19 protein-coding genes are annotated in these 22,833 nt (G+C 71.5%); 12 read left to right on the top strand and 7 right to left on the bottom strand.

Annotation, left to right across the window (positions count from 1 at the left end; all coding sequences use genetic code 11):
• Positions 1-15 precede the first annotated feature (15 nt).
• Positions 16-687: a response regulator transcription factor gene (locus tag NNW99_RS08830; protein WP_215118155.1), complete on the top strand. Its 672-nt coding sequence runs from the start codon at positions 16-18 to the stop codon at positions 685-687.
• Here the strand turns inward: NNW99_RS08830 and NNW99_RS08825 are convergent.
• The 3 genes from NNW99_RS08825 to NNW99_RS08815 all read right to left on the bottom strand — a co-directional run bounded on the left by NNW99_RS08825 (position 674) and on the right by NNW99_RS08815 (position 3,352).
• Positions 674-1,294 (bottom strand): ATP-binding protein, encoded by a 621-nt coding sequence (locus NNW99_RS08825; RefSeq protein WP_215118154.1) that lies wholly within the window; start codon positions 1,292-1,294, stop codon positions 674-676. The genes NNW99_RS08830 and NNW99_RS08825 overlap by 14 nt on opposite strands.
• Positions 1,291-2,607, bottom strand: a complete 1,317-nt coding sequence (locus NNW99_RS08820) for an MFS transporter (RefSeq protein WP_215118153.1) — start codon at positions 2,605-2,607, stop codon at positions 1,291-1,293. Before NNW99_RS08820 ends, NNW99_RS08825 begins: the two co-directional genes overlap by 4 nt.
• 97 nt (positions 2,608-2,704) lie before the next feature.
• Positions 2,705-3,352, bottom strand: coding sequence for a bifunctional 4-hydroxy-2-oxoglutarate aldolase/2-dehydro-3-deoxy-phosphogluconate aldolase (locus tag NNW99_RS08815; protein WP_215118152.1), 648 nt, complete (start codon positions 3,350-3,352; stop codon positions 2,705-2,707).
• 96 nt (positions 3,353-3,448) lie between these two features.
• On the opposite strand from NNW99_RS08815, the gene NNW99_RS08810 reads away from it, so the two are divergent.
• The 3 genes from NNW99_RS08810 to NNW99_RS08800 all read left to right on the top strand — a co-directional run bounded on the left by NNW99_RS08810 (position 3,449) and on the right by NNW99_RS08800 (position 6,695).
• Positions 3,449-4,234 (top strand): DeoR/GlpR family DNA-binding transcription regulator, encoded by a 786-nt coding sequence (locus NNW99_RS08810; RefSeq protein ID WP_215118151.1) that lies wholly within the window; start codon positions 3,449-3,451, stop codon positions 4,232-4,234.
• A gap of 46 nt (positions 4,235-4,280) precedes the next feature.
• Positions 4,281-5,816, top strand: coding sequence for a tRNA (N6-isopentenyl adenosine(37)-C2)-methylthiotransferase MiaB (gene miaB, locus NNW99_RS08805; RefSeq protein ID WP_215118150.1), 1,536 nt, complete (start codon positions 4,281-4,283; stop codon positions 5,814-5,816).
• A 165-nt stretch (positions 5,817-5,981) separates the two neighbouring features.
• A complete protein-coding gene (locus tag NNW99_RS08800) occupies positions 5,982-6,695 on the top strand; it encodes a class III extradiol dioxygenase subunit B-like domain-containing protein (protein ID WP_215118149.1) in 714 nt (237 codons plus the stop codon).
• A gap of 79 nt (positions 6,696-6,774) precedes the next feature.
• Here the strand turns inward: NNW99_RS08800 and NNW99_RS08795 are convergent, their stop codons facing one another.
• A complete protein-coding gene (locus NNW99_RS08795) occupies positions 6,775-7,098 on the bottom strand; it encodes an antitoxin (RefSeq protein ID WP_215118148.1) in 324 nt (107 codons plus the stop codon).
• Positions 7,099-7,125: 27 nt separating this feature from the next.
• Positions 7,126-7,398: a hypothetical protein gene (locus NNW99_RS08790; protein WP_215118147.1), complete on the bottom strand. Its 273-nt coding sequence runs from the start codon at positions 7,396-7,398 to the stop codon at positions 7,126-7,128.
• Between the two features lie 182 nt (positions 7,399-7,580).
• Here NNW99_RS08790 and miaA point away from each other — a divergent pair, with 182 nt between their 5' ends.
• The 6 genes from miaA (at position 7,581) to hflX (ending at position 15,905) form a co-directional block, all read left to right on the top strand.
• Complete coding sequence (miaA, locus tag NNW99_RS08785; RefSeq protein WP_215118146.1) at positions 7,581-8,519, top strand: tRNA (adenosine(37)-N6)-dimethylallyltransferase MiaA; 939 nt, start codon at positions 7,581-7,583, stop codon at positions 8,517-8,519.
• Between the two features lie 107 nt (positions 8,520-8,626).
• Positions 8,627-9,160 (top strand): hypothetical protein, encoded by a 534-nt coding sequence (locus NNW99_RS08780; RefSeq protein WP_215124209.1) that lies wholly within the window; start codon positions 8,627-8,629, stop codon positions 9,158-9,160.
• Positions 9,161-9,277: 117 nt separating this feature from the next.
• Positions 9,278-10,156, top strand: a complete 879-nt coding sequence (gene dapF / locus NNW99_RS08775; RefSeq protein WP_215118145.1) for a diaminopimelate epimerase — start codon at positions 9,278-9,280, stop codon at positions 10,154-10,156.
• 295 nt (positions 10,157-10,451) lie between these two features.
• On the top strand, positions 10,452-12,647 hold the full coding sequence (locus NNW99_RS08770) for a bifunctional (p)ppGpp synthetase/guanosine-3',5'-bis(diphosphate) 3'-pyrophosphohydrolase (protein ID WP_215118144.1): 2,196 nt from the start codon (positions 10,452-10,454) through the stop codon (positions 12,645-12,647).
• Positions 12,648-12,740: 93 nt separating this feature from the next.
• Positions 12,741-14,285 (top strand): M1 family metallopeptidase, encoded by a 1,545-nt coding sequence (locus NNW99_RS08765; RefSeq protein WP_215118143.1) that lies wholly within the window; start codon positions 12,741-12,743, stop codon positions 14,283-14,285.
• Positions 14,286-14,411: 126 nt separating this feature from the next.
• Positions 14,412-15,905 (top strand): GTPase HflX, encoded by a 1,494-nt coding sequence (gene hflX, locus NNW99_RS08760; protein WP_215118142.1) that lies wholly within the window; start codon positions 14,412-14,414, stop codon positions 15,903-15,905.
• A gap of 72 nt (positions 15,906-15,977) precedes the next feature.
• On the opposite strand, the gene NNW99_RS08755 is transcribed toward hflX, so the two are convergent.
• The gene (locus NNW99_RS08755; protein ID WP_215118141.1) at positions 15,978-17,180 is read right to left on the bottom strand and encodes a serine protease; all 1,203 of its coding nucleotides are present in this window, start codon (positions 17,178-17,180) and stop codon (positions 15,978-15,980) included.
• Between the two features lie 221 nt (positions 17,181-17,401).
• Positions 17,402-18,634, bottom strand: coding sequence for a serine protease (locus tag NNW99_RS08750; protein WP_215118140.1), 1,233 nt, complete (start codon positions 18,632-18,634; stop codon positions 17,402-17,404).
• 346 nt (positions 18,635-18,980) lie between these two features.
• On the opposite strand from NNW99_RS08750, the gene NNW99_RS08745 reads away from it, so the two are divergent.
• Positions 18,981-20,564 (top strand): aminotransferase class III-fold pyridoxal phosphate-dependent enzyme, encoded by a 1,584-nt coding sequence (locus NNW99_RS08745; protein ID WP_370869195.1) that lies wholly within the window; start codon positions 18,981-18,983, stop codon positions 20,562-20,564.
• A 124-nt stretch (positions 20,565-20,688) separates the two neighbouring features.
• Positions 20,689-22,761, top strand: a complete 2,073-nt coding sequence (locus NNW99_RS08740; protein ID WP_215118139.1) for an IucA/IucC family siderophore biosynthesis protein — start codon at positions 20,689-20,691, stop codon at positions 22,759-22,761.
• Positions 22,762-22,833 lie beyond the last annotated feature (72 nt).

Genomic DNA, 22,833 nt, shown 5'->3' with positions numbered 1-22,833 from the left:
CCGAGGAGCCCGCTGATGACCGCCCCCACCGCCGCCCCCACCCCGATCCGCGTCCTGCTCGCCGACGACCACACCCTCGTACGCCGGGGAGTGCGCCTCATCCTGGACGGGGAGCCGGACCTGACGGTCGTCGCCGAGGCCGGGGACGGTGCCGAGGCTGTCGCCAAGGCCCGGGAGACCGCCGTGGACCTGGCCGTCCTCGATGTCGCCATGCCGCGTATGACCGGCCTCCAGGCAGCCCGCGAACTCTCCCGCCGACTGCCCGACCTGCACATCCTGATTCTGACGATGTACGACAACGAGGAGTACTTCTTCGAGGCGCTCAGGGCCGGTGCCAGCGGCTACGTCCTCAAGTCCGTCGCCGACCGCGACCTGGTCGAGGCCTGCCGGGCGGCCGTGCGCGACGAGCCGTTCATCTACCCCGGCGCCGAGCGGGCCCTCGTCCGCTCCTACCTGGAGCGGCTGCACCGGGGCGACGGCCTGCCGGAACGGGCCATCACCGAGCGCGAGGAGGAGATCCTCAAGCTGGTCGCCGAGGGCCACACCTCCAAGGAGATCGGCGAACTCCTCTTCATCAGCGCCAAGACGGTCGAACGCCACCGCGCCAACCTCCTCCAGAAGCTCGGCATGCGCGACCGCCTGGAGCTGACCCGGTACGCGATCCGGGCCGGGCTCATCGAGCCGTGAACCCCCGCGCGGTGTCCTCGGCGAGCCCGCCGAGCCCGCCCAGCGCGCGTGCGACCGCGTCCGGAGCGACACCGTCGGCCCGGTTGTCGAACACCAGGCTGTGACGGCTCGACCACCGGCACGCGTTGTCCTGGGACTTCCGCCAGAAGGCGTCCCAGTCGGCGAGCTTGGACAGGTCCCGAGCGCAGCCACGGGCACGGACACGGGCCCGGGCGGTCTCGGAGTCGGTCTCGACCCGCACCACCACCGCTTCGGCCTGCCGGGGCCAGGCGTGACGCTCGGCCACCTCGGCGAGGTACTCCGGGCGGGAGAAGTACCGGCCGAACGGGGCGTCCAGGACGACCGGCCGGCCCACCGCGAGGTTGTCGCGCGCCAGATCCAGGATGGTCAGATACTCCAGGTCCATCACCGCCGACTGGTAATACGGGTTGAGGTCCCGCTCGGAGGGATCCGTGCCGGCGAGTTCCAGGAGCGCCTCCGTGAGGCGGGTGCAGGCGGTGTCCTTGTCGATGTAGGCCGCCCCGGTCAGCCGGGCGAGCAACCGGGCCACGGTGCTCTTTCCCGACCCGGCCGGCCCGATCACGAAGTAGGCCCGTGGAATCGTCATGCGCGGCTCTCCTTCGGGGACCTGCGGTCCTTGACGAAGAACAGGTACGAGGAACCGCCGACCAGCAGCAGCACCCCGCCGACCAGGAAGACGAGGTTGTAGCTGCCTCCCGTGGCATCCAGGATGCTCCCGGTGACGATCGGAGCCAGCGTCGCGCCGAGGAACCCGCCGAAGTTCTGGATGGCACCCAGCGAGGCCACCTGGTGCGGCTCGGCGACGTCGGACGCCAGGGTCCACAGACAGCCGATCGGCACCTGCGCTGCGAAGTACCCCACCGACAGCAGCACCATCGCGAGCGGGGTGCTCTCGACGTAGGCCACGGGAAGTACGGCGGCCGCTGCCAGGGCCGCGCCACCGGCGATCGGGATCTTGCGTGAGGTGACGGCGGAGACCCCGCGGCTGATCAGGCGCCCGGAGAGGTAGCCGCCGAAGAGCACGCCCGCGATACCGCACAGGAACGGCAGGGACGCCAGCCAGCCGGTCGCGGTGAGGCTGAAGCCGCGGGAGGTCTCCAGGTAGCTGGGCAGCCAGGTGAGGTACACCCACACCGTGTAGAAGATGCCGAAGGCGCCGAGGATCATGAAGTACGTGTTCCGCTGCCGGAACAGCTGCCCCCACCCGGCCTTGGCCTTCGCCTCGGCCTCGGGCGCCGGGGGCGCGGACGCCTCGCCCAGGATGGCCACCTGCTCCCGCACCGTCGGGTCGCGGTAGACACGCAGCCACACCAGCACGAGCACGACGCCCAGCGCGCCGATGGTGACGAACATGCCGCGCCACCCGAGCAGCAGCATCAGCGTGGTGAGCAGCGGCGGGGCGATCGCGTTGGCTATCTGCGAGCCCGTGTTGACGATCGAGATCGGCAGCGCGCGCTCGTGCTGGGCGAACCACCGCTGGTTGACCTTCAGGCTGGCGGTGAAGAAGGGCGCCTCGGCGACACCGAGAGCCACCCGGGCCGCGTACATGAAGCCGTACGAACTCGCGGTCGCCGAGAGCATCGACACCAGTGACCACAGCGCGGCCGCCCAGGCGTACATGCGCTTGGGCCCGAAGCGGTCGACGAGGTAGCCGGCCGGGAGGTTGGCCAGCGCGTAGGGCCAGGCGAACGCCGCGAGCAGGAGCCCCATCTGGGTGGAACTCAGGTCGAACTCTTTGGCGACGGTCGTGTTGGCGACGCTCAGGTTGGAGCGGTCGAGGTAGTTGACGACGCCGCCGATCACCAGGAGGGCGACCAGCACCCAGCGGATCCTGATCGACTGCGGGGCGTCGGCGTCAGTTCTCTCGGGAACCTGGGCATCGGAGAGCGGATGGGACATGGGGGGCTCCTGGGGGATCACCACAAGGGTTGGGGAGGGGGACGAGACACCGCAAGGGTCAGGAGTGGGGGGTGGGCGGAGTCGGGGTGCCCGGGCGTCAGGCCCGGGCTTCTTCGATGGACCGCAGGACGGTCCGGGCCGCTTCGGTCACGCGCCGGTAGTCACCGTCGGGACGGGCGGCCTTGGTCACGGAGCTGCCGACGCCGACCGCGACGACACCGGCGTCGAACCACGCCTTGACGTTGTCGGGCGAGACGCCGCCCGCAGGCATGAGCGGTGCCTGGGGGAGGGGAGCCTTGACGGTCCGGACGTAGTCGGGGCCCATGAACTCGGCGGGGAAGAGCTTCACGATGTCGGCGCCCGCCTGCATCGTGTCGACGATCTCCGTCGGGGTGAAGGCACCGCTGACCGTGACGGCCTGATAGCGGTTGGCGGCCGCGATCATCGCCGGGTTCAGATTCGGACTCACCAGCAGATTCGCCCCGGCCGAGACACAGGCGTGGGCCGCCTGCTCGTCCAGGACCGTCCCGGCGCCGATGACCACGCCGTCCTTGCCGTAGCGCTCGGACAGCTTCGAGATGACGTCCAGCGCGCCCGGCACCGAGAGCGTGATCTCCAGTGCGCGCACACCGCCCTCGATCGCCGCCTCGGACACGGCCAAGGCCTCTTCCGCGCTGTCCAGCCGGACGATCAGCAGGGCTCCGGTGCGGACGATCGCGTCAAGGGATTGAAACTTCGTTACCATGGCGGAACACGCTAGAACACAGATTCACATATTGTCACTAGGTCGGGAACGGGAAGTTAATCTGATCTCCCTCGGTACCGGTCTGGAGGAGACGTGATGGTCAGGGCCCCGCTGATTCCGGAACAGCGGCACCAGGAGCTGCTGCGCCTGCTGCGGAGCACCGGCGTGCTGAGCATCCGGGAGCTCATGACGCGGCTGGACGTCTCCCACATGACGGTGCGCCGTGACATCGCTGCCTTGGAGAAGAGCGGCCAGGTGGTCTCCGTCCAGGGCGGCGTCAGGCTCGCGGACTGGACGGGGCACGCCCCGCCCCGCGAGCGGGCGTCCCGGGCCGAGCTGGAACTTCCCCGCAAGCAGGCCATCGCCGAGACCGCGGCGGGCCTCGTCGAGGACGGCATGGCGGTCTTCCTCGACGCGGGAACGACCTGTCAGTCCACCGTCCCGTTCCTGGCCGGCCGCAAGGACCTCACCGTCGTCACCAACGACTTCCACGCCGCGATCGCCCTCTGCGGCCATCCGGAGATCCGCGCCATTCACACCGGGGGCGAGATCGACGTGTCCAGCGGATCGAGCAGCGGTCCGCTCGCCGCCCAGGCTATCGGGGCGCTGAACATCGACATCTGCTTCCTGAGCGCGGGCTCCTGGGACCTGGCCCACGGCGTGACCAGTCCCTCGACCGACAAGGTGCTGCTCAAGCAGACCGTGATGCGGGCGGCGACCTCGGTCGCCCTGCTCGCCGACAGCACGAAGTGGGGCATCGTCGAGCGGTTCAACGTGACCCCCCTGAACGGGCTCGACACCATCGTGACGGACGACGGTCTGCCGCCCGAGGTCGTCGACCGCGTCCTCGAAGAGGGACCGTCGGTGCTCCAGGCGTCCTGAACCGGTCCGGACACGGCCCTCGCCCGGGAGCGCCTACCCTTGAGCCATGACCATCAGCAGCGACCGGAGCCCGGCAGTGGATAAGCAGACATCCAGGACCTATGAAGTTCGCACCTACGGATGTCAGATGAACGTCCACGACTCGGAGCGATTGTCCGGTCTGCTGGAGGACGCGGGGTACGTGCGCGCCCCCGAGGGGTCCGACGGCGAGGCGGACGTCGTCGTCTTCAACACCTGCGCGGTGCGGGAGAACGCCGACAACAAGCTGTACGGCAACCTGGGCCACCTCGCGCCGAAGAAGGCGAGCCGCCCCGGCATGCAGATCGCGGTCGGCGGCTGTCTGGCGCAGAAGGACCGCGACACCATCGTGAAGCGGGCGCCCTGGGTGGACGTCGTCTTCGGCACGCACAACATCGGCAAGCTGCCCGTCCTGCTGGAGCGCGCCCGCGTGCAGGAAGAGGCGCAGGTCGAGATCGCCGAGTCGCTGGAGGAGTTCCCCTCGACGCTGCCGACGCGCCGCGAGAGCGCCTACGCGGCCTGGGTGTCGATCTCCGTCGGCTGCAACAACACCTGTACGTTCTGCATCGTCCCGGCCCTGCGCGGCAAGGAGAAGGACCGCCGCCCCGGCGACATCCTCGCCGAGATCGAGGCCCTGGTCGGCGAGGGCGTCTCCGAGATCACGCTGCTCGGCCAGAACGTCAACGCGTACGGCTCCGACATCGGCGACCGCGAGGCCTTCAGCAAGCTGCTGCGCGCCTGCGGGAGGATCGACGGCCTGGAGCGCGTCCGCTTCACCTCACCGCACCCGCGCGACTTCACCGACGACGTCATCGCCGCGATGGCCGAGACGCCGAATGTGATGCCGCAGCTGCACATGCCGCTGCAGTCCGGCTCGGACCCGGTCCTGAAGGCCATGCGCCGCTCCTACCGCCAGGAGCGCTTCCTCGGGATCATCGACAAGGTCCGCGCCGCCATCCCGCACGCGGCGATCAGCACCGACATCATCGTGGGCTTCCCCGGCGAGACCGAGGAGGACTTCGAGCAGACGCTGCACGTGGTGCGCGAGGCCCGCTTCGCCCAGGCCTTCACCTTCCAGTACTCCAAGCGCCCCGGCACCCCGGCCGCCGAGATGGACGGCCAGATCCCCAAGAAGGTCGTCCAGGAGCGCTACGAGCGTCTCGTCGCCCTCCAGGAGGAGATCTCCTGGGAGGAGAACAAGAAGCAGGTCGGCCGCACCCTGGAGCTGATGGTCGCCGAGGGCGAGGGCCGCAAGGACGACACCACCCACCGCCTGTCCGGCCGCGCCCCCGACAGCCGCCTCGTCCACTTCACCAAGCCGGACCAGGAGGTCCGCCCCGGTGACGTGGTGACGGTCGAGATCACCTACGCCGCCCCGCACCACCTCCTCGCCGAGGGCCCCGTGCTCGCCGTGCGCCGCACCCGCGCGGGCGACGCCTGGGAGAAGCGCAACGCCGAGAAGGCAGGCAAGCCGACCCAGCCTGCCGGCGTCCTGCTCGGCCTCCCGAAGATCGGCGTACCTGAGCCGCTCCCGGCGGCGACGAGCGGCTGCGCCCTGGACTGAGCGAGGCCTCACCGGGGGGTTTCTTGGGCGGTGTCGGGGTCGGGCTCTTGCCCTGCGGTTCCTTGGCCGGTGATCTGCCGGTCGGTCCGCCGGGCGTAGTGCCCCGGCTCGGTTCGCCGGGCGCGGGATGCGTGCGAGCGGGTTCCCGGGGTTACCCTGCCGATCATGCTTGTCGCCGCCGCTGTCTGCCCCTGCCCGCCCCTTCTGGTCCCCGAGGTCGCCGCGGGCGCCGCACCGGAGCTGGACGCCGCGCGGGCGGCCTGCACGGACGCCCTGGGTGTGCTCGCCGCGGCACGGCCCGACCGGCTCGTGGTGGTCGGTCCGCTGGGGGGCGCGGGGCCCGAGACCTACCCGGAGGGGACACGGGGCTCGTTCGGGAGCTTCGGTGTCGATCTCGACGTACGGCTGGGGTCGGCTGAGGGCGCACAGGGGGAAGCGCGGCTGCCGTACTCGCTGGCGGTGGCCGCCTGGCTGCTGGGGCGGACCGGGTGGTCCGACGCCCCGGTCGAGGGGCTCGGCGTCGGGGAATCCCTCACGACCGAGAGGTGCGCCGAGACCGGACGGGACATCGCCGCACGGGCCGAGCGGGTCGCGCTGCTGGTGATGGGGGACGCCAGTGCGTGCCGGACGCTCAAGGCCCCGGGCTATCTGGACGAACGGGCGGCGCCCTTCGACGCGGACGTCGCGCGAGCGCTCGGCGCGGCGGACCTTGCCGCCCTCACGGCGCTGGACGCAGGGCTCGCGCACGAGCTGAAGGCGTCCGGCCGGGCCCCCTGGCAGGTCCTGGCGGGTGCGGCCGAGGGCGCGGACCTCGGCGGATCACTGCTGTACGAGGACGCGCCGTACGGCGTGGGATACCTCGTGGCCACCTGGTCGTAGACCGGACGGCAGGGCACGGGAAACGGCGGACGGCCGGGAGCTCTCGTGCTCCGCGGCCGTCCGCCGTTCCCCGTGCCCGTCAGGAAGTGGGCGGTGGTCCCTCCGGCGGCGCGGTGCCGCCCGCGGTCGGCGGTGGCGTGGTGCCACCCGCCTCCCGCGGCGGTGTCGTGTCCGCCGCGTCCGGTCCGTGGTCGCCCTTGTGCGCGAGTCGGCCCATGGCGCCCTTGGCCTTGCCCGTACCCGACTGGATCTTGTCGCTGTACTTGCCCTTGGTCCTCTTGTCGACGGCATGCGCGGCCTTCTCGAGACCGTGGTGCACCTTGCCCTCGTGCCGCTGCGCGAGGTCCGAGACCTTGCCCTTGGCCGGGCCCAGCTTGGCCTTCATGTTGTCCAGGAGACCCATCGCTTCACCTTCCCTCGCGCGTGGCGGTCACGTACGGGCGCCCTCGCCGGCCTCGTTGTCGGCCGCCTTGTCGGTGGACTGCTGCTTGGGGATGTCGACGCCTTCGCCCTCGGTGGCCTCGGCGGCGGTCTCGGCACTCGCCTCGGCCGCTTCCCCGGCTCCCTCGGCCCCCTTCGCCTCCGGGGCCTCGGCCGCCTCCTCCGCCTCGGACCCGGCCTTCGCCGTGTCCGCCTGAGCCTCGGCGGCAGACGCCTCAGGCGTGGCCTTCGACCGTCGGAGAAGTCGTGCAAAAACGCCCATATCCACTCCATACGTTACTCGTGCGGGCGAAATCCCGCGTTGCCCGGTGCGTCTGTTTGCGCGACCCGGGCCACCGCCTCCGTGATCCGGCGGCAGGAACCTCGCAACGGGCAACGACCCCGGAGCTGCGCCGTCACGTAACTCGTTCGAGAGCGGGGTTCGAGGTTTGCGAGACTGTGTCGGTGAGCAGTGCACCCCCCGCCCCCCGCGTCATCGCCGTCGTCGGACCAACCGCGGCCGGAAAGTCCGATCTGGGCGTTTTCCTGGCCCAGCGTCTCGGCGGCGAGGTCGTCAACGCCGACTCCATGCAGCTCTACCGAGGGATGGACATCGGCACCGCCAAGCTGACGCCCGAGGAGCGCGGCGGCGTCCCGCACCACCTCATGGACATCTGGGACGTGACCGTCACGGCGTCCGTCGCCGAGTACCAGCGCCTCGCCCGGGAGCGGATCGAGGCGCTGCTCGCCGAGGGCCGCTGGCCGGTCCTGGTCGGCGGCTCCGGACTGTATGTGCGCGGAGCCGTCGACAAGATGGAGTTCCCCGGCACCGACCCCGAGCTCCGCGCCCGCCTGGAGGACGAACTCACGCTGCGCGGCCCGGGTGCGCTGCACGCCCGCCTGGCCGCCGCCGACCCGGAGGCCGCGCGCGCGATCCTGCCGAGCAACGGCCGCCGGGTGGTCCGGGCCCTCGAGGTGATCGAGATCACCGGCAGGCCCTTCACCGCCAACCTCCCCGGCCACGACTCCGTCTACGACACCCTCCAGATCGGCGTCGACGTGGCCCGCCCGGAGCTGCACGAGCGCATCACACAGCGGGTCGACCGCATGTGGGACGCCGGCCTCGTGGACGAGGTGCGCGCACTGGAGGCGCAGGGGTTGCGAGAAGGGCGTACGGCCTCGCGCGCACTCGGCTACCAGCAGGTCCTCGCGGCGCTTGCCGGGGAGTGCACGATCGAGGAAGCGCGGGCCGAGACCGTACGCGCCACCAAGCGCTTCGCGCGCCGTCAGGATTCATGGTTCAGGCGCGATCCCCGGGTGCACTGGTTGAGTGGGGCGGCGGCCGATCTCACAGAACTTCCGCAGCTCGCGCTGTCCTTGGTCGAACGACCGGTTACAGCCTGATCACGTCATGGCATCGGGACGCCCAGGCCGTCATCCGGGCCTCCGGCGGCGTGCCATCATCGAGCTTCGATCGACCGAGTGAGTCCTAGTTGGGAGGGCGCGTGGCGATGGAGGCCGGCCCTCGCGACACCGCACATAGCACCGATCACATCACCGCCGACCGGGATGAACCGGAGCGTTTGGACGGACCGGAGCACCGGGACGGACCCGAGCAGGAGACGGACCGTCTCAGCTCCGACGGGCCCGACGACGAGACGCAGGGTGTGACGGACGACGGCCCCGAGCCCGACGAGATGTTCGCGGAGGAGGTCGAGGTCGAGCTGCGCCCGCAGCGCCGGATGCGCATCTGGCAGCTCGCGCCCATCGTGGGCCTCGCCGCACTCGGCTCCCTGATGTTCGCCTTCCCGCTCGCCTTCGACTTCGGCGACAGCGGGGCCGTCATCGCCATGCTCGGCCTGCTGATCTGCTTCTGCGCCGCCGGCTGGGGCATGATGGCCGCCCGCCGCGTCGGCCACACCTGGCCGGGCCTCCCACCCCGAGGCTCCGGCCGCAGACCGGACTGGCGCGTCGTCCTCACCTACGCCCTGATCGTGGCCGTCGTGGTGACCCTCGCCGTCTGGCGCGTAGCAAGGCTCCGCTAGCCCGCGCCCCTTAAGGGGCGCGGGGAACTGCGCGACCAGCCACGACGCACCCGCACGGCCCCACAGCCCCGGCCCCTCCCGCGGCCCTCCCCGCGGAGCGCCCCGTACGATCGAGGAATGAGCACGCGCACGCGGATCCCCTTCCTCAAGGGCCACGGCACCGAGAACGACTTCGTGATCGTCCCGGACCCCGAGAACACCATCGACCTGCCCCCCGCCACCGTCGCCGCCCTGTGCGACCGCCGCGCGGGCATCGGCGGCGACGGACTGCTGCACGTGGTGCGCTCCGCAGCGCACCCCGAGGCAAGGCACCTGGCGGCCGAGGCGGAGTGGTTCATGGACTACCGCAACGGCGACGGCTCGATCGCGGAGATGTGCGGCAACGGCGTGCGCGTGTTCGCGCGCTACCTCCAGCGCGCCGGGCACGTGACCGAAGGGGACATCGCCGTCGCCACGCGCGGGGGCGTGAAGGCCGTGCACATCGCCAAGGAGGGTGACGTCACCGTGGGTATGGGCAGGGCGCTGCTCCCCGAGGGCGACGTCACGGTGAGCGTCGGCGAGCGGAGCTGGCCCGCGCGGAACGTCAACATGGGCAACCCGCACGCCGTCGCCTTCGTGGAGGACCTGTCCCACGCGGGCGACCTGCTCTCCCCGCCGCCCTTCAGCCCGGCCGCGGCCTACCCGGACGGTGTGAACGTCGAGTTCGTGATCGACCGTGGCCCCGGGCACGTCGCGATGCGCGTGCACGAGCGGGGTTCCGGCGAGACCCGCTCGTGCGGCACGGGCGCGTGCGCGGTCGCCGTGGCCACCGCCCGGCGCGACGGCGCCGACCCGGCGGCCACCGGCGCCCCGGCGACGTACACCGTGGACGTCCCCGGCGGCACCCTGGTGATCACCGAGCGGCCCGACGGCGAGATCGAGATGACCGGCCCGGCCGTGATCGTGGCCGAGGGTGAGATCGACTCGGCCTGGCTGGAAACCGCCACCGGCGCGTGAGCAGGAGGCGATCGGCCCGAAACAGCCGCTCGCCCTCGGCCACTCGACCCGAAACCGCCGTCAGATCCGGCCACTTGGCGGAAAACCGATCGGTAGGGTCGCGACGTAACGGGGCACAAACCTCACATTCATCCCTCGAATGGGTGATCAGTTTCACGCTCGGCGAGAGGCGGTCAGTCGGGCATGGTGGGCTCGGTAGCATCAAGCACCGGCCCGGACGGGGGACCGAAGCCGCCCCGTGAGCCGTGTCCGCCCTGGGGCACCCGTCCGCCGGTCCACGCAGCCGGAGGTGCCCATGAGTGCGGAGGCCACGAATTCCGTGACCCCAGGCCCGATGCCGGGTGCGGTGTCAGAACCGGTGACGCCGACAGCCCCGCGGAGAAAGGCCCGCCCCCGGATCGACCTGCGCCGCCTGGGCCGTGCGGCGCTCCTCGGCCCCGCCGCGCGCGACCGGCTGCCCGACGCCATCAGCCATGTGGTCGAGGCCCACCGCGCCCACCACCCCGAGGCCGACCTCGAACCCCTGCGCCACGCCTACGTCCTGGCCGAGTCCTCGCACCGCGGGCAGATGCGCAAGAGCGGCGAGCCGTACATCACGCACCCACTCGCCGTGACCCTGATCCTCGCCGAACTCGGCGCCGAGACCACGACGTTGACCGCATCCCTGCTCCACGACACCGTCGAGGACACGGACGTGACGCTCGACCAGGTCCGCGACCAGTTCGGCGAGGAGGTCCGCTACCTCGTCGACGGCGTCACCAAACTGGAGAAGGTCGACTACGGCGCCGCCGCCGAGTCCGAGACCTTTCGCAAGATGCTCGTCGCCACCGGCAACGACGTCCGCGTGATGTCGATCAAACTCGCCGACCGGCTGCACAACATGCGCACCCTCGGCGTCATGCGCCCCGAGAAACAGGAGCGCATCGCCAAGGTGACACGTGACGTGCTCATTCCGCTCGCCGAACGGCTCGGCGTCCAGGCGCTCAAGACCGAACTGGAAGACTTGGTCTTCGCGATCCTCCACCCCGAGGAGTACGCGCACACCAGAGAGCTGATCGTCCGCAACGCCGCCCGCGCGGACGACCCGCTCGCGGAGGTCGCCGACGAGGTGCGGACCGTGCTGCGCGAGGCGGACATCCCCGCCGAAGTCCTCATCCGGCCCCGCCACTTCGTCTCCGTGCACCGCGTCTCCCGCAAACGCGGCCGGCTCCGCGGCTCCGACTTCGGCCGCCTCCTGGTCCTGGTGAACGAGGACGCCGACTGCTACGGCGTCCTGGGCGAACTCCACACCTGTATGACGCCGGTGGTCTCGGAGTTCAAGGACTTCATCGCCGTACCGAAGTTCAACCTGTACCAGTCCCTGCACACGGCCGTCGCCCGGGAGAACGGGCAGGTCGTCGAAGTCCTGATCCGCACGCACCAGATGCACAAGGTCGCCGAGGCCGGAGTGGTCGCGCTCGGCAACCCCTACGCTCCGGCCCCCGAGGACCCGGCCGACGGCGAGCGCGTCGACCCCACCCGCCCCGGCTGGCTCTCCCGGCTCCTCGACTGGCAGGAGGCGGCGTCCGACCCGGACCACTTCTGGTCGACACTGCGCGAGGACCTCGCCCAGGACCGCGAGATCACCGTGTTCCGGCCCGACGGCGGCACCATCGGCCTGCCCGACGGGGCGACCTGTGTGGACGCCGCCTACGCGCAGTACGGCGAGGACGCCCACGCGTGCATCGGCGCCCGGGTAAACGGCCGCCTGGCGACGCTGAGCACCGTCCTCAAGGACGGCGACACCGTCCAGCTCCTCATGGGCCAGGACGCGGCGTCCGAGCCGTCTCGGGAGTGGCTGGAGCACGCCCACACCCCCGCGGCCCGCATCGCCATCCAGCGCTGGCTGACCGCCCACCCCGCACAGGCCGAGGCCCAGCGGAGCGAGGCCCGGCAGGACCGCCAGGCCGAGGAACGCGCGGCGGCCCCCCGGCCCGCCGGCGGCGACACCTCCGGCGCGGACGGACCGGCCCCCGAACAGACATCCGCCCGCCCCGCCACCGGCCATGTCCTCGCCGACCTCCCCGACGCGACCGTCCGGCTCGCCGGCTGTTGTACGCCGGTACCGCCCGACGAGATCACCGGCTTCTCCGTACGCGGCGGAGCGGTCACCGTGCACCGCGTCGGGTGCGCCGCCGTGGCCCGTATGAAGGACGCGGGGCGGCCGGAGGTCGGCGTGCGCTGGGGCGACACCACCGAGTGCCGGGTCACGCTCACCGCCGAATCGTTCGTCCGGCCCCATCTGCTCGCAGACCTCACCGAGGCCATGGCCCTCGAAGGCGCCGAGATCGTCTCCGCGACCGTCGAGCCCCCGACCCAGCAGCAGGTGCGGCACACGTACACCGTGCAACTCCCGGACGCGGCCCGGCTGCCCGCCCTCATGCGCGCGATGCGCGACGTGGCCGGGGTGTACGACGTCAGCCGGGCGCAGCCGCAGCCGCAGGGCGGCTGACCAGGTACGGACGGACGGCCGGGCGGGTGAGCCCCGGGCGGGCCGGACGCGCGCCGTCCCCACCGCGCTCGCCTGCGCTGATAGCCGTGGGGCATGCTCCTCACCCCCCAGATCCAGGCCCCCCGTTCGCGCCGTCGGAGAACTGCGGCGGCCCTGCTCGCCTCGGCCGTCTCCGTCTGCCTCGTCGCCGCGAGTGCCCCCGCCGTGCCGCTCGGCGTCGGCGACCGCCTCTTCCCGTACCTGGGCAACCCCGGCTACGACGTGGCGTCGTACGACCTCTCGTTCACCTATTCCGGCAGCAACAGCCGGCCGCTGCGGGCCGTCACGACCATCAAGGCCCGGACGACCGCCGACCTGGACCGCGTCAATCTCGACTTCGCCCACGGCACGGTCGACTCGGTCGAGGTCGACGGTGAGCCCGCCGCGTTCAGCGCCGCCGGCGAGGACCTGGTGATCACGCCCCAGGAAGCCGTGCCCAGCGGCGACTGGATGCGCATCACCGTGCGGCACACCAGCGACCCCGTGTCCGCCAAGGGCCTCGAGAGCGGCTGGGTACGCACCACGGACGGGCTCGCCATGGCCAACCAGGCCGATGCCGCGCACCGGGTGTTCCCCTCCAACGACCACCCCTCCGACAAGGCGATGTTCACCATCCGGGTCACCGCGCCCAAGGGCCTCACGGCCGTCGCCAACGGCCTGCCGGCCGGTGTGGCCAAGACCGACGGCTCGACCACGTGGACCTACCGCACCCATCACCCCATGGCCACCGAGCTCACCCAGGTCTCCATCGGCCGCTCCACCGTGCTGCACCGCACCGGCCCCCACAGGCTGCCCCTGCGGGACGTCGTACCGACCCGGGACCGCAAGGTGCTCGAACCCTGGCTGCGGAAGACCCCCGCCCAGATGGCCTGGATGGAGAGGAAGCTCGGCCGCTACCCCTTCGAGACGTACGGCATGCTCGTGGCGGACGCCTCCACCGGCTTCGAACTCGAGACCCAGACGCTCTCCCTCTTCGAGCGGGAGCTCTTCACGCAGTCCGCCTACCCGGAGTGGTACGTCGAGTCGATCATGGTCCATGAGCTGGCCCACCAATGGTTCGGCGACAGCGTCAGCCCCCGCACCTGGTCGGACCTGTGGCTCAACGAGGGATACGCCACCTGGTACGAGGCGCTGTACGCCGAGGCGCGGGGCGGCAAGCCGCTGCGGGACCGGATGAAGGCCGCATACGCCTCCTCCGACGGCTGGCGGACGGTCGGCGGCCCGCCGGCCGCCCCGAAGGTCCCCGAGCCCGGCCGCAAGACCGGCATCTTCCGGCACAACGTGTACGAGGGCGCGGCGCTCGTCCTGTACGCCCTGCGCCAGGAGATCGGCAGCCCGGCCTTCGACCGCCTGCAGCGCGCCTGGGTGGGCCGCCACCAGGACGGCACGGCCTCGACGGCGGACTACGTCCGGCTCGCCGCCGAGATCTCCGGGCGCGACCTGAACGGCTTCTTCAAGAGCTGGCTCTACGGCGAGAAGACCCCGCCGATGCCGGGCCACCCCGACTGGAAGCCTCGGACGCAGGCGCAACCAGGGACGCCGGCGAAGCAGAGCGCCCCCGCGAAGCAGGCCGCGCCCGCCCCGGGAGCCGCCCGATAACACGGTGACGAGACGCCCCGTGCCGTGCGACTATCGACGAGTCGGCGCGGCACGGAGCGCCGGGAATCTCCCGGAGTGCTCGTGCGTTCTGAACAATGAACGGCTTCCCAGCTACGTAAGGATCCAATGACCTCCTCTTCTTCCCCTTCCCAGGACACCAAGCGCTTCACCCAGAGCCACTCCGAGGGTCTTCGGGCCGATGCCCTGATGGAAGAGGACGTCGCCTGGAGCCACGAGATCGACGGAGAGCGGGACGGCGACCAGTTCGACCGCTCCGACCGCGCGGCCCTGCGTCGTGTGGTGGGCCTCTCCACCGAGCTCGAGGACGTCACCGAGGTCGAGTACCGCCAGCTCCGCCTGGAGCGGGTCGTCCTCGTGGGCGTCTGGACGTCGGGAACCATCGAGGACGCGGACAACTCCCTCGCGGAGCTCGCCGCACTCGCGGAGACGGCGGGCGCGCTCGTGCTCGACGGTGTCACCCAGCGCCGCGACAAGCCCGACGCGGCCACCTACATCGGCTCCGGCAAGGCCCAGGAGCTGCGGGACATCGTCCTCGAGTCCGGCGCGGACACCGTCATCTGCGACGGTGAGCTCAGCCCGGGCCAGCTCATCCACCTCGAGGACGTCGTCAAGGTCAAGGTCATCGACCGTACGGCCCTGATCCTGGACATCTTCGCCCAGCACGCCAAGTCCCGAGAGGGCAAGGCGCAGGTCGCGCTCGCGCAGATGCAGTACATGCTGCCGAGGCTGCGCGGCTGGGGTCAGTCGCTGTCCCGGCAGATGGGCGGCGGCAAGGGCGGCGGCCTCGCCACCCGTGGTCCCGGTGAGACCAAGATCGAGACGGACCGGCGGCGGATCCGCGAGAAGATGGCGAAGATGCGCCGGGAGATCGCGGAGATGAAGACCGGCCGCGAGATCAAGCGCCAGGAGCGCAAGCGCAACAAGGTGCCCTCGGTCGCCATCGCGGGCTACACCAACGCCGGCAAGTCCTCGCTGCTCAACCGCCTCACGGGCGCGGGCGTGCTGGTGGAGAACGCCCTGTTCGCGACCCTCGACCCGACCGTGCGCCGGGCCGAGACCCCGAGCGGACGGCTGTACACGCTGGCCGACACCGTCGGCTTCGTCCGCCATCTGCCGCACCACCTGGTCGAGGCGTTCCGCTCCACGATGGAGGAGGTCGGCGAGTCCGACATGATCCTGCACGTGGTGGACGGTTCGCACCCGAACCCGGAGGAGCAGCTGGCCGCCGTGCGCGAGGTGATCAGGGACGTCGGAGCCACCGGCGTACCCGAGATCGTCGTGATCAACAAGGCCGACGCGGCCGACCCGCTGACCCTGCAGCGGCTGCTGCGCGTCGAGAAGCGGTCCATCGCCGTCTCGGCCCGCACCGGCCAGGGCATCGACACGCTGCTCGCGCTCATCGACAACGAGCTCCCGCGCCCCTCGGTCGAGGTCGAGGCGCTCGTGCCGTACACGCACGGCAAGCTGGTCGCCCGCGCCCACGACGAGGGCGAGGTGATCTCCGAGGAGCACACCCCGGAGGGCACCCTGCTCAAGGTGCGGGTGCACGAGGAACTGGCGGCGGAGCTCACGCCGTACGCTCCGGCACCGGCAATCTGACGCAAGCGCGCAAGCACACACACCGAAGGCCCGCCCCCTGTCCGCAGGGAGCGGGCCTTCGGCGTGCTTCGGTCAGCGACCGCCGTATGTCTTGCTCATGTTCTGGTAGAGCGCCTCGGCGTCGCGGCCGAGCTGCGGGCCCGCCAGCCAGGAGTTGTCGGCCGGGCCGATCGAGGTGTTGGACACCAGCACGGACTTGCCGTCTCGCACCCGGAACCAGCCGCCGCCGGACGAACCGCCGGTCATGGTGCAGCCGATGCGGTGCATCGTCGGCAGCGACGGGCTGAGCGAGAACCGGCCGGGGACGTCGACGCACTTGAACATCTTCAGGCCGTTGTAGGGCGGCGCGGCCGGGTAGCCCCAGGCGCCCATCTTGCGCGCCTCGGCTGCGGAGGGGGCGGAGAAGTCCACGTCCAGCGCGGCGCCGACCGTCTCCTCCAGGGACTTGCCGCCCCGCTCGGGCTTCACATGCAGCACGGCGTAGTCGTACGCGGCGCCCTCGCCGCCGGTCTCCGAGCCGCCCTTGATCCACTGGTTCGAGGTCGAGGCCCAGTCCGCCCACCAGTTGCCGTACGGGGCGATCTCGGCCGGGTTCGCGTTGGTCAGCTCCGCCTCGGACTTGCCGTAGTCGTTGTAGGCGGGGACGAAGGTGATGTTGCGGTACCAGCCGCCGTCGCCGCCGGCGTGCACGCAGTGGCCCGCCGTCCACACCAGGTTGGACTTGCCCGGGTGGTTGACGTCCTTGACGACCGTGCCGGAGCAGACGGCCGGGCCGTCGGGGGAGTCGAAGAAGACCTTGCCGACCGGCGCGGCGTTCCGGTGGTACGGCGTCTTCTCCGCCTGCGCCCGCACGGGCGCCGGGTCCGGGTCGCTGACGCCCTGACCGGCCGACGCGTCCTTCGTGGTGACCGTCTTGTCGGCCTCCTTCGCGGACTGCATCCGGTCCGGCTTCCAGAGCCCCTCGATCACCGGGTTGACGAAGTCCTTGGCGTCACTGAGCCACTTGTCCTTGTCCCAGTCCTTCCAGCCCCCGTCCTTCCACCGGTCGGCGTCGATCCCGTGCTCCTCGAGCTTGCCGGCGAGTTCGGCCGGGATCCGGACCTTGCCGCCGCCGTCCGCGGCCTGCGAGGTGGTGGCGTCGGGCTTGTCGCTCGCCGAGTCCGCCGAACCGGCACAGGCGGTGGCCGTGAGTGCCAGGGCGGCGACGAGCCCGGTGGCGGCGAGGACGGTGCGCCGCCCGCGCCTCGGTGCCGCGGGCGTACGTGTGGAACGCATGGTGCGATGACCCCCGTTGGTACGTGCTGTGCGTGTCTGCGCGTGCTGAGTGCGTGCTCAGGTGCTGCGTGTGAATGTCATGGGCTTGTCACGCAGAGGCCCTTGATGTGGCCTGCGATGCGTGACACCCCACTATGCCCGGGGAGTTGGGTGCGAACGGCGGTGGGCCGGTGAAGGTTTCCGTGATCCCCGGCCCCACCACCGCGCTGATCGGCCTGCCGTCAGCGGCCCGCGAACTTCTCGCTCACCGAGTCGTACACGCCCTTGGCCTCTGCGCCCAGGCGCGGTCCGGCCAGCCAGCCCGACGTCACCGGGCCGATGGAGGTGTTCGACACCAGCGCCGGCTTGCCGTCCGGCCCCGGCGCGACCCAGCCGCCGCCCGACGAACCGCCGGTCATGGTGCAGCCGATGCGGTACATCGTCGGATCCGACGCCGCGATCGACAGCCGGCCCGGCCGGTCCTGGCACCGGAACAGCTTCTGCCCGTCGAACGGCGGCGCGGCCGGGTAGCCGATCGCCGTGACGCTCTTCGTCTTCGGTACGGCGGGAGCCTTGAAGTCGACCGGCAGCGCCGAACCGACCATCTCCTCCAGCGACTTGCCGCCGCTGCCCTTCTCCGGCGTCACATGGATCACCGCGAAGTCGTACGGAGCGCCGTCCCCGCCCGTCGAACCGCCCTGCTCGATCCATTGGCCCGAGGTCTGCGCCCAGTCGCCCCACCAGACACCGTAGGGAGCGACGTCCTCCCGGGTGGCGTTCTCCAGCTCCGCGACCGGCTTGCCGTCGTCGTTGTACGACGGCACGAACGCGATGTTGCGGTACCAGCCGCCCTTCTTGCCCGCGTGCACGCAGTGGCCCGCCGTCCACACCAGGTTGGACTTGCCCGGGTGGGCGGGGTCCTTCACCACCGTCGCCGAGCAGACGGCCGATCCCTTGGGGGAGTCGAAGAACACCTTCCCGGCCGTGGGGACGTTGGCGTGGTAGGACGGCGGCACGGCCTGCGCCTCGACGGGCTCGGGCGTGGGGTCGGTGACGCCCTGGTCACCGGAGAGGTCGCTGTCGTCCACGCCCTGGTCGGGCTCCTCGGCCTCCCGCATACGGTCGGGGTCCCAGAGGCCTTCGATGATCGGGTTGATGTACTCGTTGGCCTCGCGCAGCCAGTCGTCCCGGTCCCAGTTCTTCCAGGCGCCGTTCTTCCACTTGTCGACGTCGATCCCGTGCTCGCGGAGCCGGTCCCTGATGTCGTCCGGGATCTTGAGCTTGCCGTCGTCGGAGGCGGAGGCGGAGGCGGCTGCGGACGCGGAGGCCTCACCGCCCGCCGCGGCGTCGCCAGACTCGCAGGCGGTGGCGGTCAGCACGAGCGCAGAGACGAGGGCGGCGGCCAGCACGGGGGAGTTCCTGCGGCGCGTCCACCCCCTTCGGCTGGTGGTGGACGACGGCCGTATGGATCGCATGATCTGACTCCCCCTGATGTGAACGAACTTGGACGAACCGGCTCCTCGGGCGCGGTGTCCGCCGAACTCACGGGGAGTTCGGGCCGGCCGCCCGGCACCCGGGAACGGCACCACACACTATGCGGTGGCTGTGGGGGCGGCCCGACGGAACCGCAACAGTTCCGTCACGGAAAGGATCTTGAAGCAACCCGTAACCCGGTGAGCGGTCGGGGGTTGGTAGCGGTGGGGGGTCTGCTGTCTGTGTGCGGTCCTCCGTGCCCGTGCGCAGTGGGAGGTCGGGGAAGTCGTGGCGGAATCCACCCGTGGGGGATGTGCGTCAGAGGAGGCCGCTGTGGGGCGTACGCCGGTGAGAACCCTCCCCGTTGGTGCGGTCGACGACACCACGGCACCGGGAACGCGCGTCGCGCAGGAGGGGATCCTCCGCCGCCAGTCCGCGCGCGAGTCCGCGGCCCGGACCTATGCTCGGGCCCTGCCGATCGTCCCGGTGCGGGCGCGAGGGCTGACCATCGAGGGCGCGGACGGCCGCCGCTACCTCGACTGCCTCTCGGGCGCCGGCGATCTCGCGCTCGGACACAACCACCCCGTCGTCCTGGAGGCCATCCGCAGGGTCCTCGACTCCGGCGCGCCCCTGAACGTCCTCGACCTGGCCACCCCCGTCAAGGACGCCTTCATCACCGAGTTGTTCCACACCCTGCCCCCAGGACTCGCCGACCGGGCCCGAGTGCGCTTCTGCGGACCGGCCGGCAGCGACGCCGTGGAAACCGCCTGCGAACTCGTCCGCGCGGCGACCGGGCGTACCGGCCTCATCACGTTCACCGCCGCCTGCCACGCAAAGCCCGCCGGGCCGCCCGACGCGCCCACCGTCGTACGGGCCATCCGCCTGCCCTATCCGCAGGACTACCGCTGCCCGTTCGGCGTCGGCGGCGAGGCCGGGGCCGACCTCGCCGCCCGCTGGACCGAGTCCGTGCTCGACGACCCCGGGTCGGGCGTGCCACTCCCCGCCGGGATGATCGTCGAGCCCGTCCAGGGCGAGGGCGGGGTGATCCCCGCAACGGACGTCTGGCTCCGGCGCATGCGGCAGCTCACGGCTGAACGCTCCGTCCCCCTGATCGTCGACGAGACCCAGACGGGCGTCGGGCGGACCGGCGCCTTCTGGGCGGTGGAACACAGCGGAGTGACCCCCGACGTGATGGTCCTCTCCAAGGCCATCGGAGGCAGCCTGCCGCTGGCCGTCGTCGTCCACCGCGACGATCTTGACATCGGCGAATCCGGCGCCCCCACCGGCACCTTCCGCGGCAACCAGCTCGCCATGGCCGCCGGCACGGCGACCCTCGCCCACGTCCGGGAGAACCACCTCGCCGAGCGCGCGGCGACTCTCGGCGCGCGCATGCTGCACCAACTCCGCGGCCTGGCAGCGGACTTTCCCTGCGTGGGGGATGTGCGGGGGAGGGGGCTGATGATCGGGGTGGAGTTTGTGAATCCCGAGGGGGAGGCGGCCGAGGACGCAGGTGCAGCCGGTGCGGCCGGTGCAGCTGGGGAAGTTGGGGGAGTCGGAGGGTTTGGGGGATTCGGCCGGGGTCCCGGTGGAGTGGTAGGTGGTGACTGGATCGGCGGGGGGACTGGCGGACGCCGCCGGGACGACGCCGTGGAGGCATCCGCCGTTTCCGTTTCGGGCGCGTCGGTGGTGCCGGACCGAGCACGTCGTCCCCTCCCCGCCGCCCCCGAACTGGCCGCCGCGGTCCAGCGGGAGTGCCTGCGACGCGGCCTCATCGTCGGACTCGGCGGCCGTCACGCGAGCGTCGTACGACTGCTGCCACCGCTAACGATCACCGACGAACAGGCCGCCGCGGTCCTGGACCGCTTGGCCGATGCCGTCCGAGCAGCCGCTCGATGCCCTGGGGGCGCGGCAGCGGCGCCGTCTACGCCGTGAGCCTTCTGGCTCTCACCAGTGAGCTGAGTGGAACCCCTCGGCTCGCACCCCCGACCCCACGCCCCTGCCCCCCCACGAGGTGCCCGTGTTGAACGCCATCCCCGACTCCGACGAACATGCCACGATGCGGGCAGAAGGTTCCGTCCATGCCCGGCTGTCGGGCGCGTCCGTGGAGTCGGCGGTCCCTGCGCAGAGGCCCGAGGCACCGTCCGCCGAGGGGCGGAACGCCGGACCTGCCACCGACCTCCTGGACCATCCGGACCCGCACATCGCCGCCCAGGCAGCCGCCGTGGAGAACCTGCTGCGCTGCTGGGTGCGCGAGACCGACCAGCCCGCCCCCGCCGACGGGATCCTCCGCATCCCCCTTCCCGCCAGCGGCACGGCCCTTCTCGCCCCGGTCCGCTACTGGTCCCCGACCGGCTGGCACCGCTTCGGCCTGCCACAACTGGCCCACGCCCCCGACCACGCCCCGCCGGCCGACGCCGTCACGGTCGCAGCCCTGCTCACCAGAGAGACGTTCGCGGGAAGCGCCGACATGAGCCCCGGCCCTGGCATTGGCCCCGGGCCCGGGCCCGGCTCCGGCGTCAACCCTGGCATCGGCCTCTGCGTCGACCCCGGCATCGGCCCCGCCTTGGGCTCCGGCCTCACCGGCGGACCCGCCTCCAGCGTTGGTGCCGGTGCCGGTGCCCGTGCTGTTGCCGCTGCCGGCGAAGGCCCCGGCGGCATCGAGCTGGTCGCCGGTGTCGCCGACTCCCTCCGCCGTGTCGCCGCCTTCCTCAGCGATCGCCGGAACCATCCGGCCGACGGCCCTGGTCTCTTCCTCGCCGCAGAGCAGGCACTCCTCCTCGGACACCCCTGGCATCCGTCCCCGAAGAGCCGCGAGGGCCTCTCCGATACCGAAGCCCGGCTCTACTCACCCGAGCTGCGCGGCTCCTTCCCTCTGCACTGGCTGGCTGTCGCTCCCTCCCTCCTCGCCACCGACTCCGCGTGGACCGAACGCGGTCGCCCCGTCCCCGCCGCCCGGCTCACCACACGCCTGGCCGGGACCGGACTGTCTCTGCCGGACGGATACGCCCTGCTGCCCCTGCACCCCTGGCAAGCGTGCGAGGTCCGGCACCGACCTGAGACGGCTGCCCTGCTGGACGCAGGACTGCTCCGCGACCTCGGCACTCATGGCACCCCCTGGCAGCCCACCTCCTCCGTTCGAACCGTCTACCGCTCCGATGCCCCCGCGATGCTCAAGCTGTCGCTCGGCCTGCGCATCACCAACTCCCGCCGCGAGAACCTCCGCAAGGAACTCCACCGGGGCGTCGAGGTCCACCGCCTGCTCCGCAGCGGACTCGCGCAGCAGTGGCATGCCGCGCACCCGGGCTTCGACATCGTGCGCGACCCGGCCTGGCTGGCTGTCGACGATCCCGACGGTGCCCCGTTGCCCGGGCTGGACGTGGTGATCCGCCACAACCCGTTCACCTCCTCCGACGACGTTTCCTGCGTGGCCGGACTCGTCTCGCCACGCCCGGGTTCGCCGACCCGGCCCGGGACCAGTCCGGACCGCCCGGAGGACCATCGCCCAGTACTTCGGTCCAGGCTTGCCGAGGTCGTCACGCGTCTCGCCCGCCGGACCGGCCGACCGCAGGGAGCCGTGGCCGCCGAGTGGTTCCTGCGCTACCTCCAGCACGTAGTGCGCCCCGTCCTGTGGCTCGACTCCGAGGCCGGTATCGCTCTGGAAGCGCACCAGCAGAACACCCTGCTTCTGCTGGACGCCGAGGGCTGGCCCGCGGGCGGCCGCTACCGAGACAACCAGGGCTACTACTTCCGCGAGTCCCGGCGCGCGGAGCTCGATGCCCGGCTGCCCGGTATCGGAGAGCGGAGCGACACGTTCGTCCGTGACGAGGTCGCCGACGAGCGCTTCGCGTACTACCTGGCCGTCAACAACGTCCTCGGCCTCATCGGCGCGTTCGGCTCCCAGGGACTGGCCGATGAGCGGCTGCTGCTCGCCGCCTTCCGCCGTTTCCTCGGAAGCGTCGCAGCCGGCCCGGGTCGGCTGCGCACACCGCTGCCCGCCCGCCTGCTCGACTCACCGGTGCTGCGCTGCAAAGCCAACCTGCTGACCCGGCTGCACGGCCTCGACGAACTCGTCGGCCCGGTCGACACCCAGTCCGTCTACGTCACCATCGCCAACCCCCTGCACTCCTGACCACCCCGAGCGTCTCTGATCACAACCGACCTCCTTCATTCCTGAGGACGTGCCCCACCCCCCTTGCTGAGA

Source organism: Streptomyces sp. CRCS-T-1 (assembly GCF_024442335.1).
Taxonomy (GTDB): Bacteria; Actinomycetota; Actinomycetes; order Streptomycetales; family Streptomycetaceae; genus Streptomyces; species Streptomyces koelreuteriae.
The sequence above is the reverse complement of the archived record's forward strand: the minus strand, read 5'-3'. Positions and strand labels throughout refer to the sequence as shown.

What these genes read in the sequence shown, in the direction of transcription:
- NNW99_RS08830 (WP_215118155.1), top strand. Translation starts at nt 16, where the DNA reads ATGACCGCCCCCACCGCCGCCCCCACCCCGATCCGCGTCCTGCTCGCC.
- NNW99_RS08825 (WP_215118154.1), bottom strand. Translation starts at nt 1,294, where the DNA reads ATGACGATTCCACGGGCCTACTTCGTGATCGGGCCGGCCGGGTCGGGA.
- NNW99_RS08820 (WP_215118153.1), bottom strand. Translation starts at nt 2,607, where the DNA reads ATGTCCCATCCGCTCTCCGATGCCCAGGTTCCCGAGAGAACTGACGCC.
- NNW99_RS08815 (WP_215118152.1), bottom strand. Translation starts at nt 3,352, where the DNA reads ATGGTAACGAAGTTTCAATCCCTTGACGCGATCGTCCGCACCGGAGCC.
- NNW99_RS08810 (WP_215118151.1), top strand. Translation starts at nt 3,449, where the DNA reads ATGGTCAGGGCCCCGCTGATTCCGGAACAGCGGCACCAGGAGCTGCTG.
- miaB (WP_215118150.1), top strand. Translation starts at nt 4,281, where the DNA reads ATGACCATCAGCAGCGACCGGAGCCCGGCAGTGGATAAGCAGACATCC.
- NNW99_RS08800 (WP_215118149.1), top strand. Translation starts at nt 5,982, where the DNA reads ATGCTTGTCGCCGCCGCTGTCTGCCCCTGCCCGCCCCTTCTGGTCCCC.
- NNW99_RS08795 (WP_215118148.1), bottom strand. Translation starts at nt 7,098, where the DNA reads ATGGGTCTCCTGGACAACATGAAGGCCAAGCTGGGCCCGGCCAAGGGC.
- NNW99_RS08790 (WP_215118147.1), bottom strand. Translation starts at nt 7,398, where the DNA reads ATGGGCGTTTTTGCACGACTTCTCCGACGGTCGAAGGCCACGCCTGAG.
- NNW99_RS08780 (WP_215124209.1), top strand. Translation starts at nt 8,627, where the DNA reads ATGGAGGCCGGCCCTCGCGACACCGCACATAGCACCGATCACATCACC.
- dapF (WP_215118145.1), top strand. Translation starts at nt 9,278, where the DNA reads ATGAGCACGCGCACGCGGATCCCCTTCCTCAAGGGCCACGGCACCGAG.
- NNW99_RS08770 (WP_215118144.1), top strand. Translation starts at nt 10,452, where the DNA reads ATGAGTGCGGAGGCCACGAATTCCGTGACCCCAGGCCCGATGCCGGGT.
- NNW99_RS08765 (WP_215118143.1), top strand. Translation starts at nt 12,741, where the DNA reads ATGCTCCTCACCCCCCAGATCCAGGCCCCCCGTTCGCGCCGTCGGAGA.
- hflX (WP_215118142.1), top strand. Translation starts at nt 14,412, where the DNA reads ATGACCTCCTCTTCTTCCCCTTCCCAGGACACCAAGCGCTTCACCCAG.
- NNW99_RS08755 (WP_215118141.1), bottom strand. Translation starts at nt 17,180, where the DNA reads ATGCGTTCCACACGTACGCCCGCGGCACCGAGGCGCGGGCGGCGCACC.
- NNW99_RS08750 (WP_215118140.1), bottom strand. Translation starts at nt 18,634, where the DNA reads ATGCGATCCATACGGCCGTCGTCCACCACCAGCCGAAGGGGGTGGACG.
- NNW99_RS08740 (WP_215118139.1), top strand. Translation starts at nt 20,689, where the DNA reads ATGCGGGCAGAAGGTTCCGTCCATGCCCGGCTGTCGGGCGCGTCCGTG.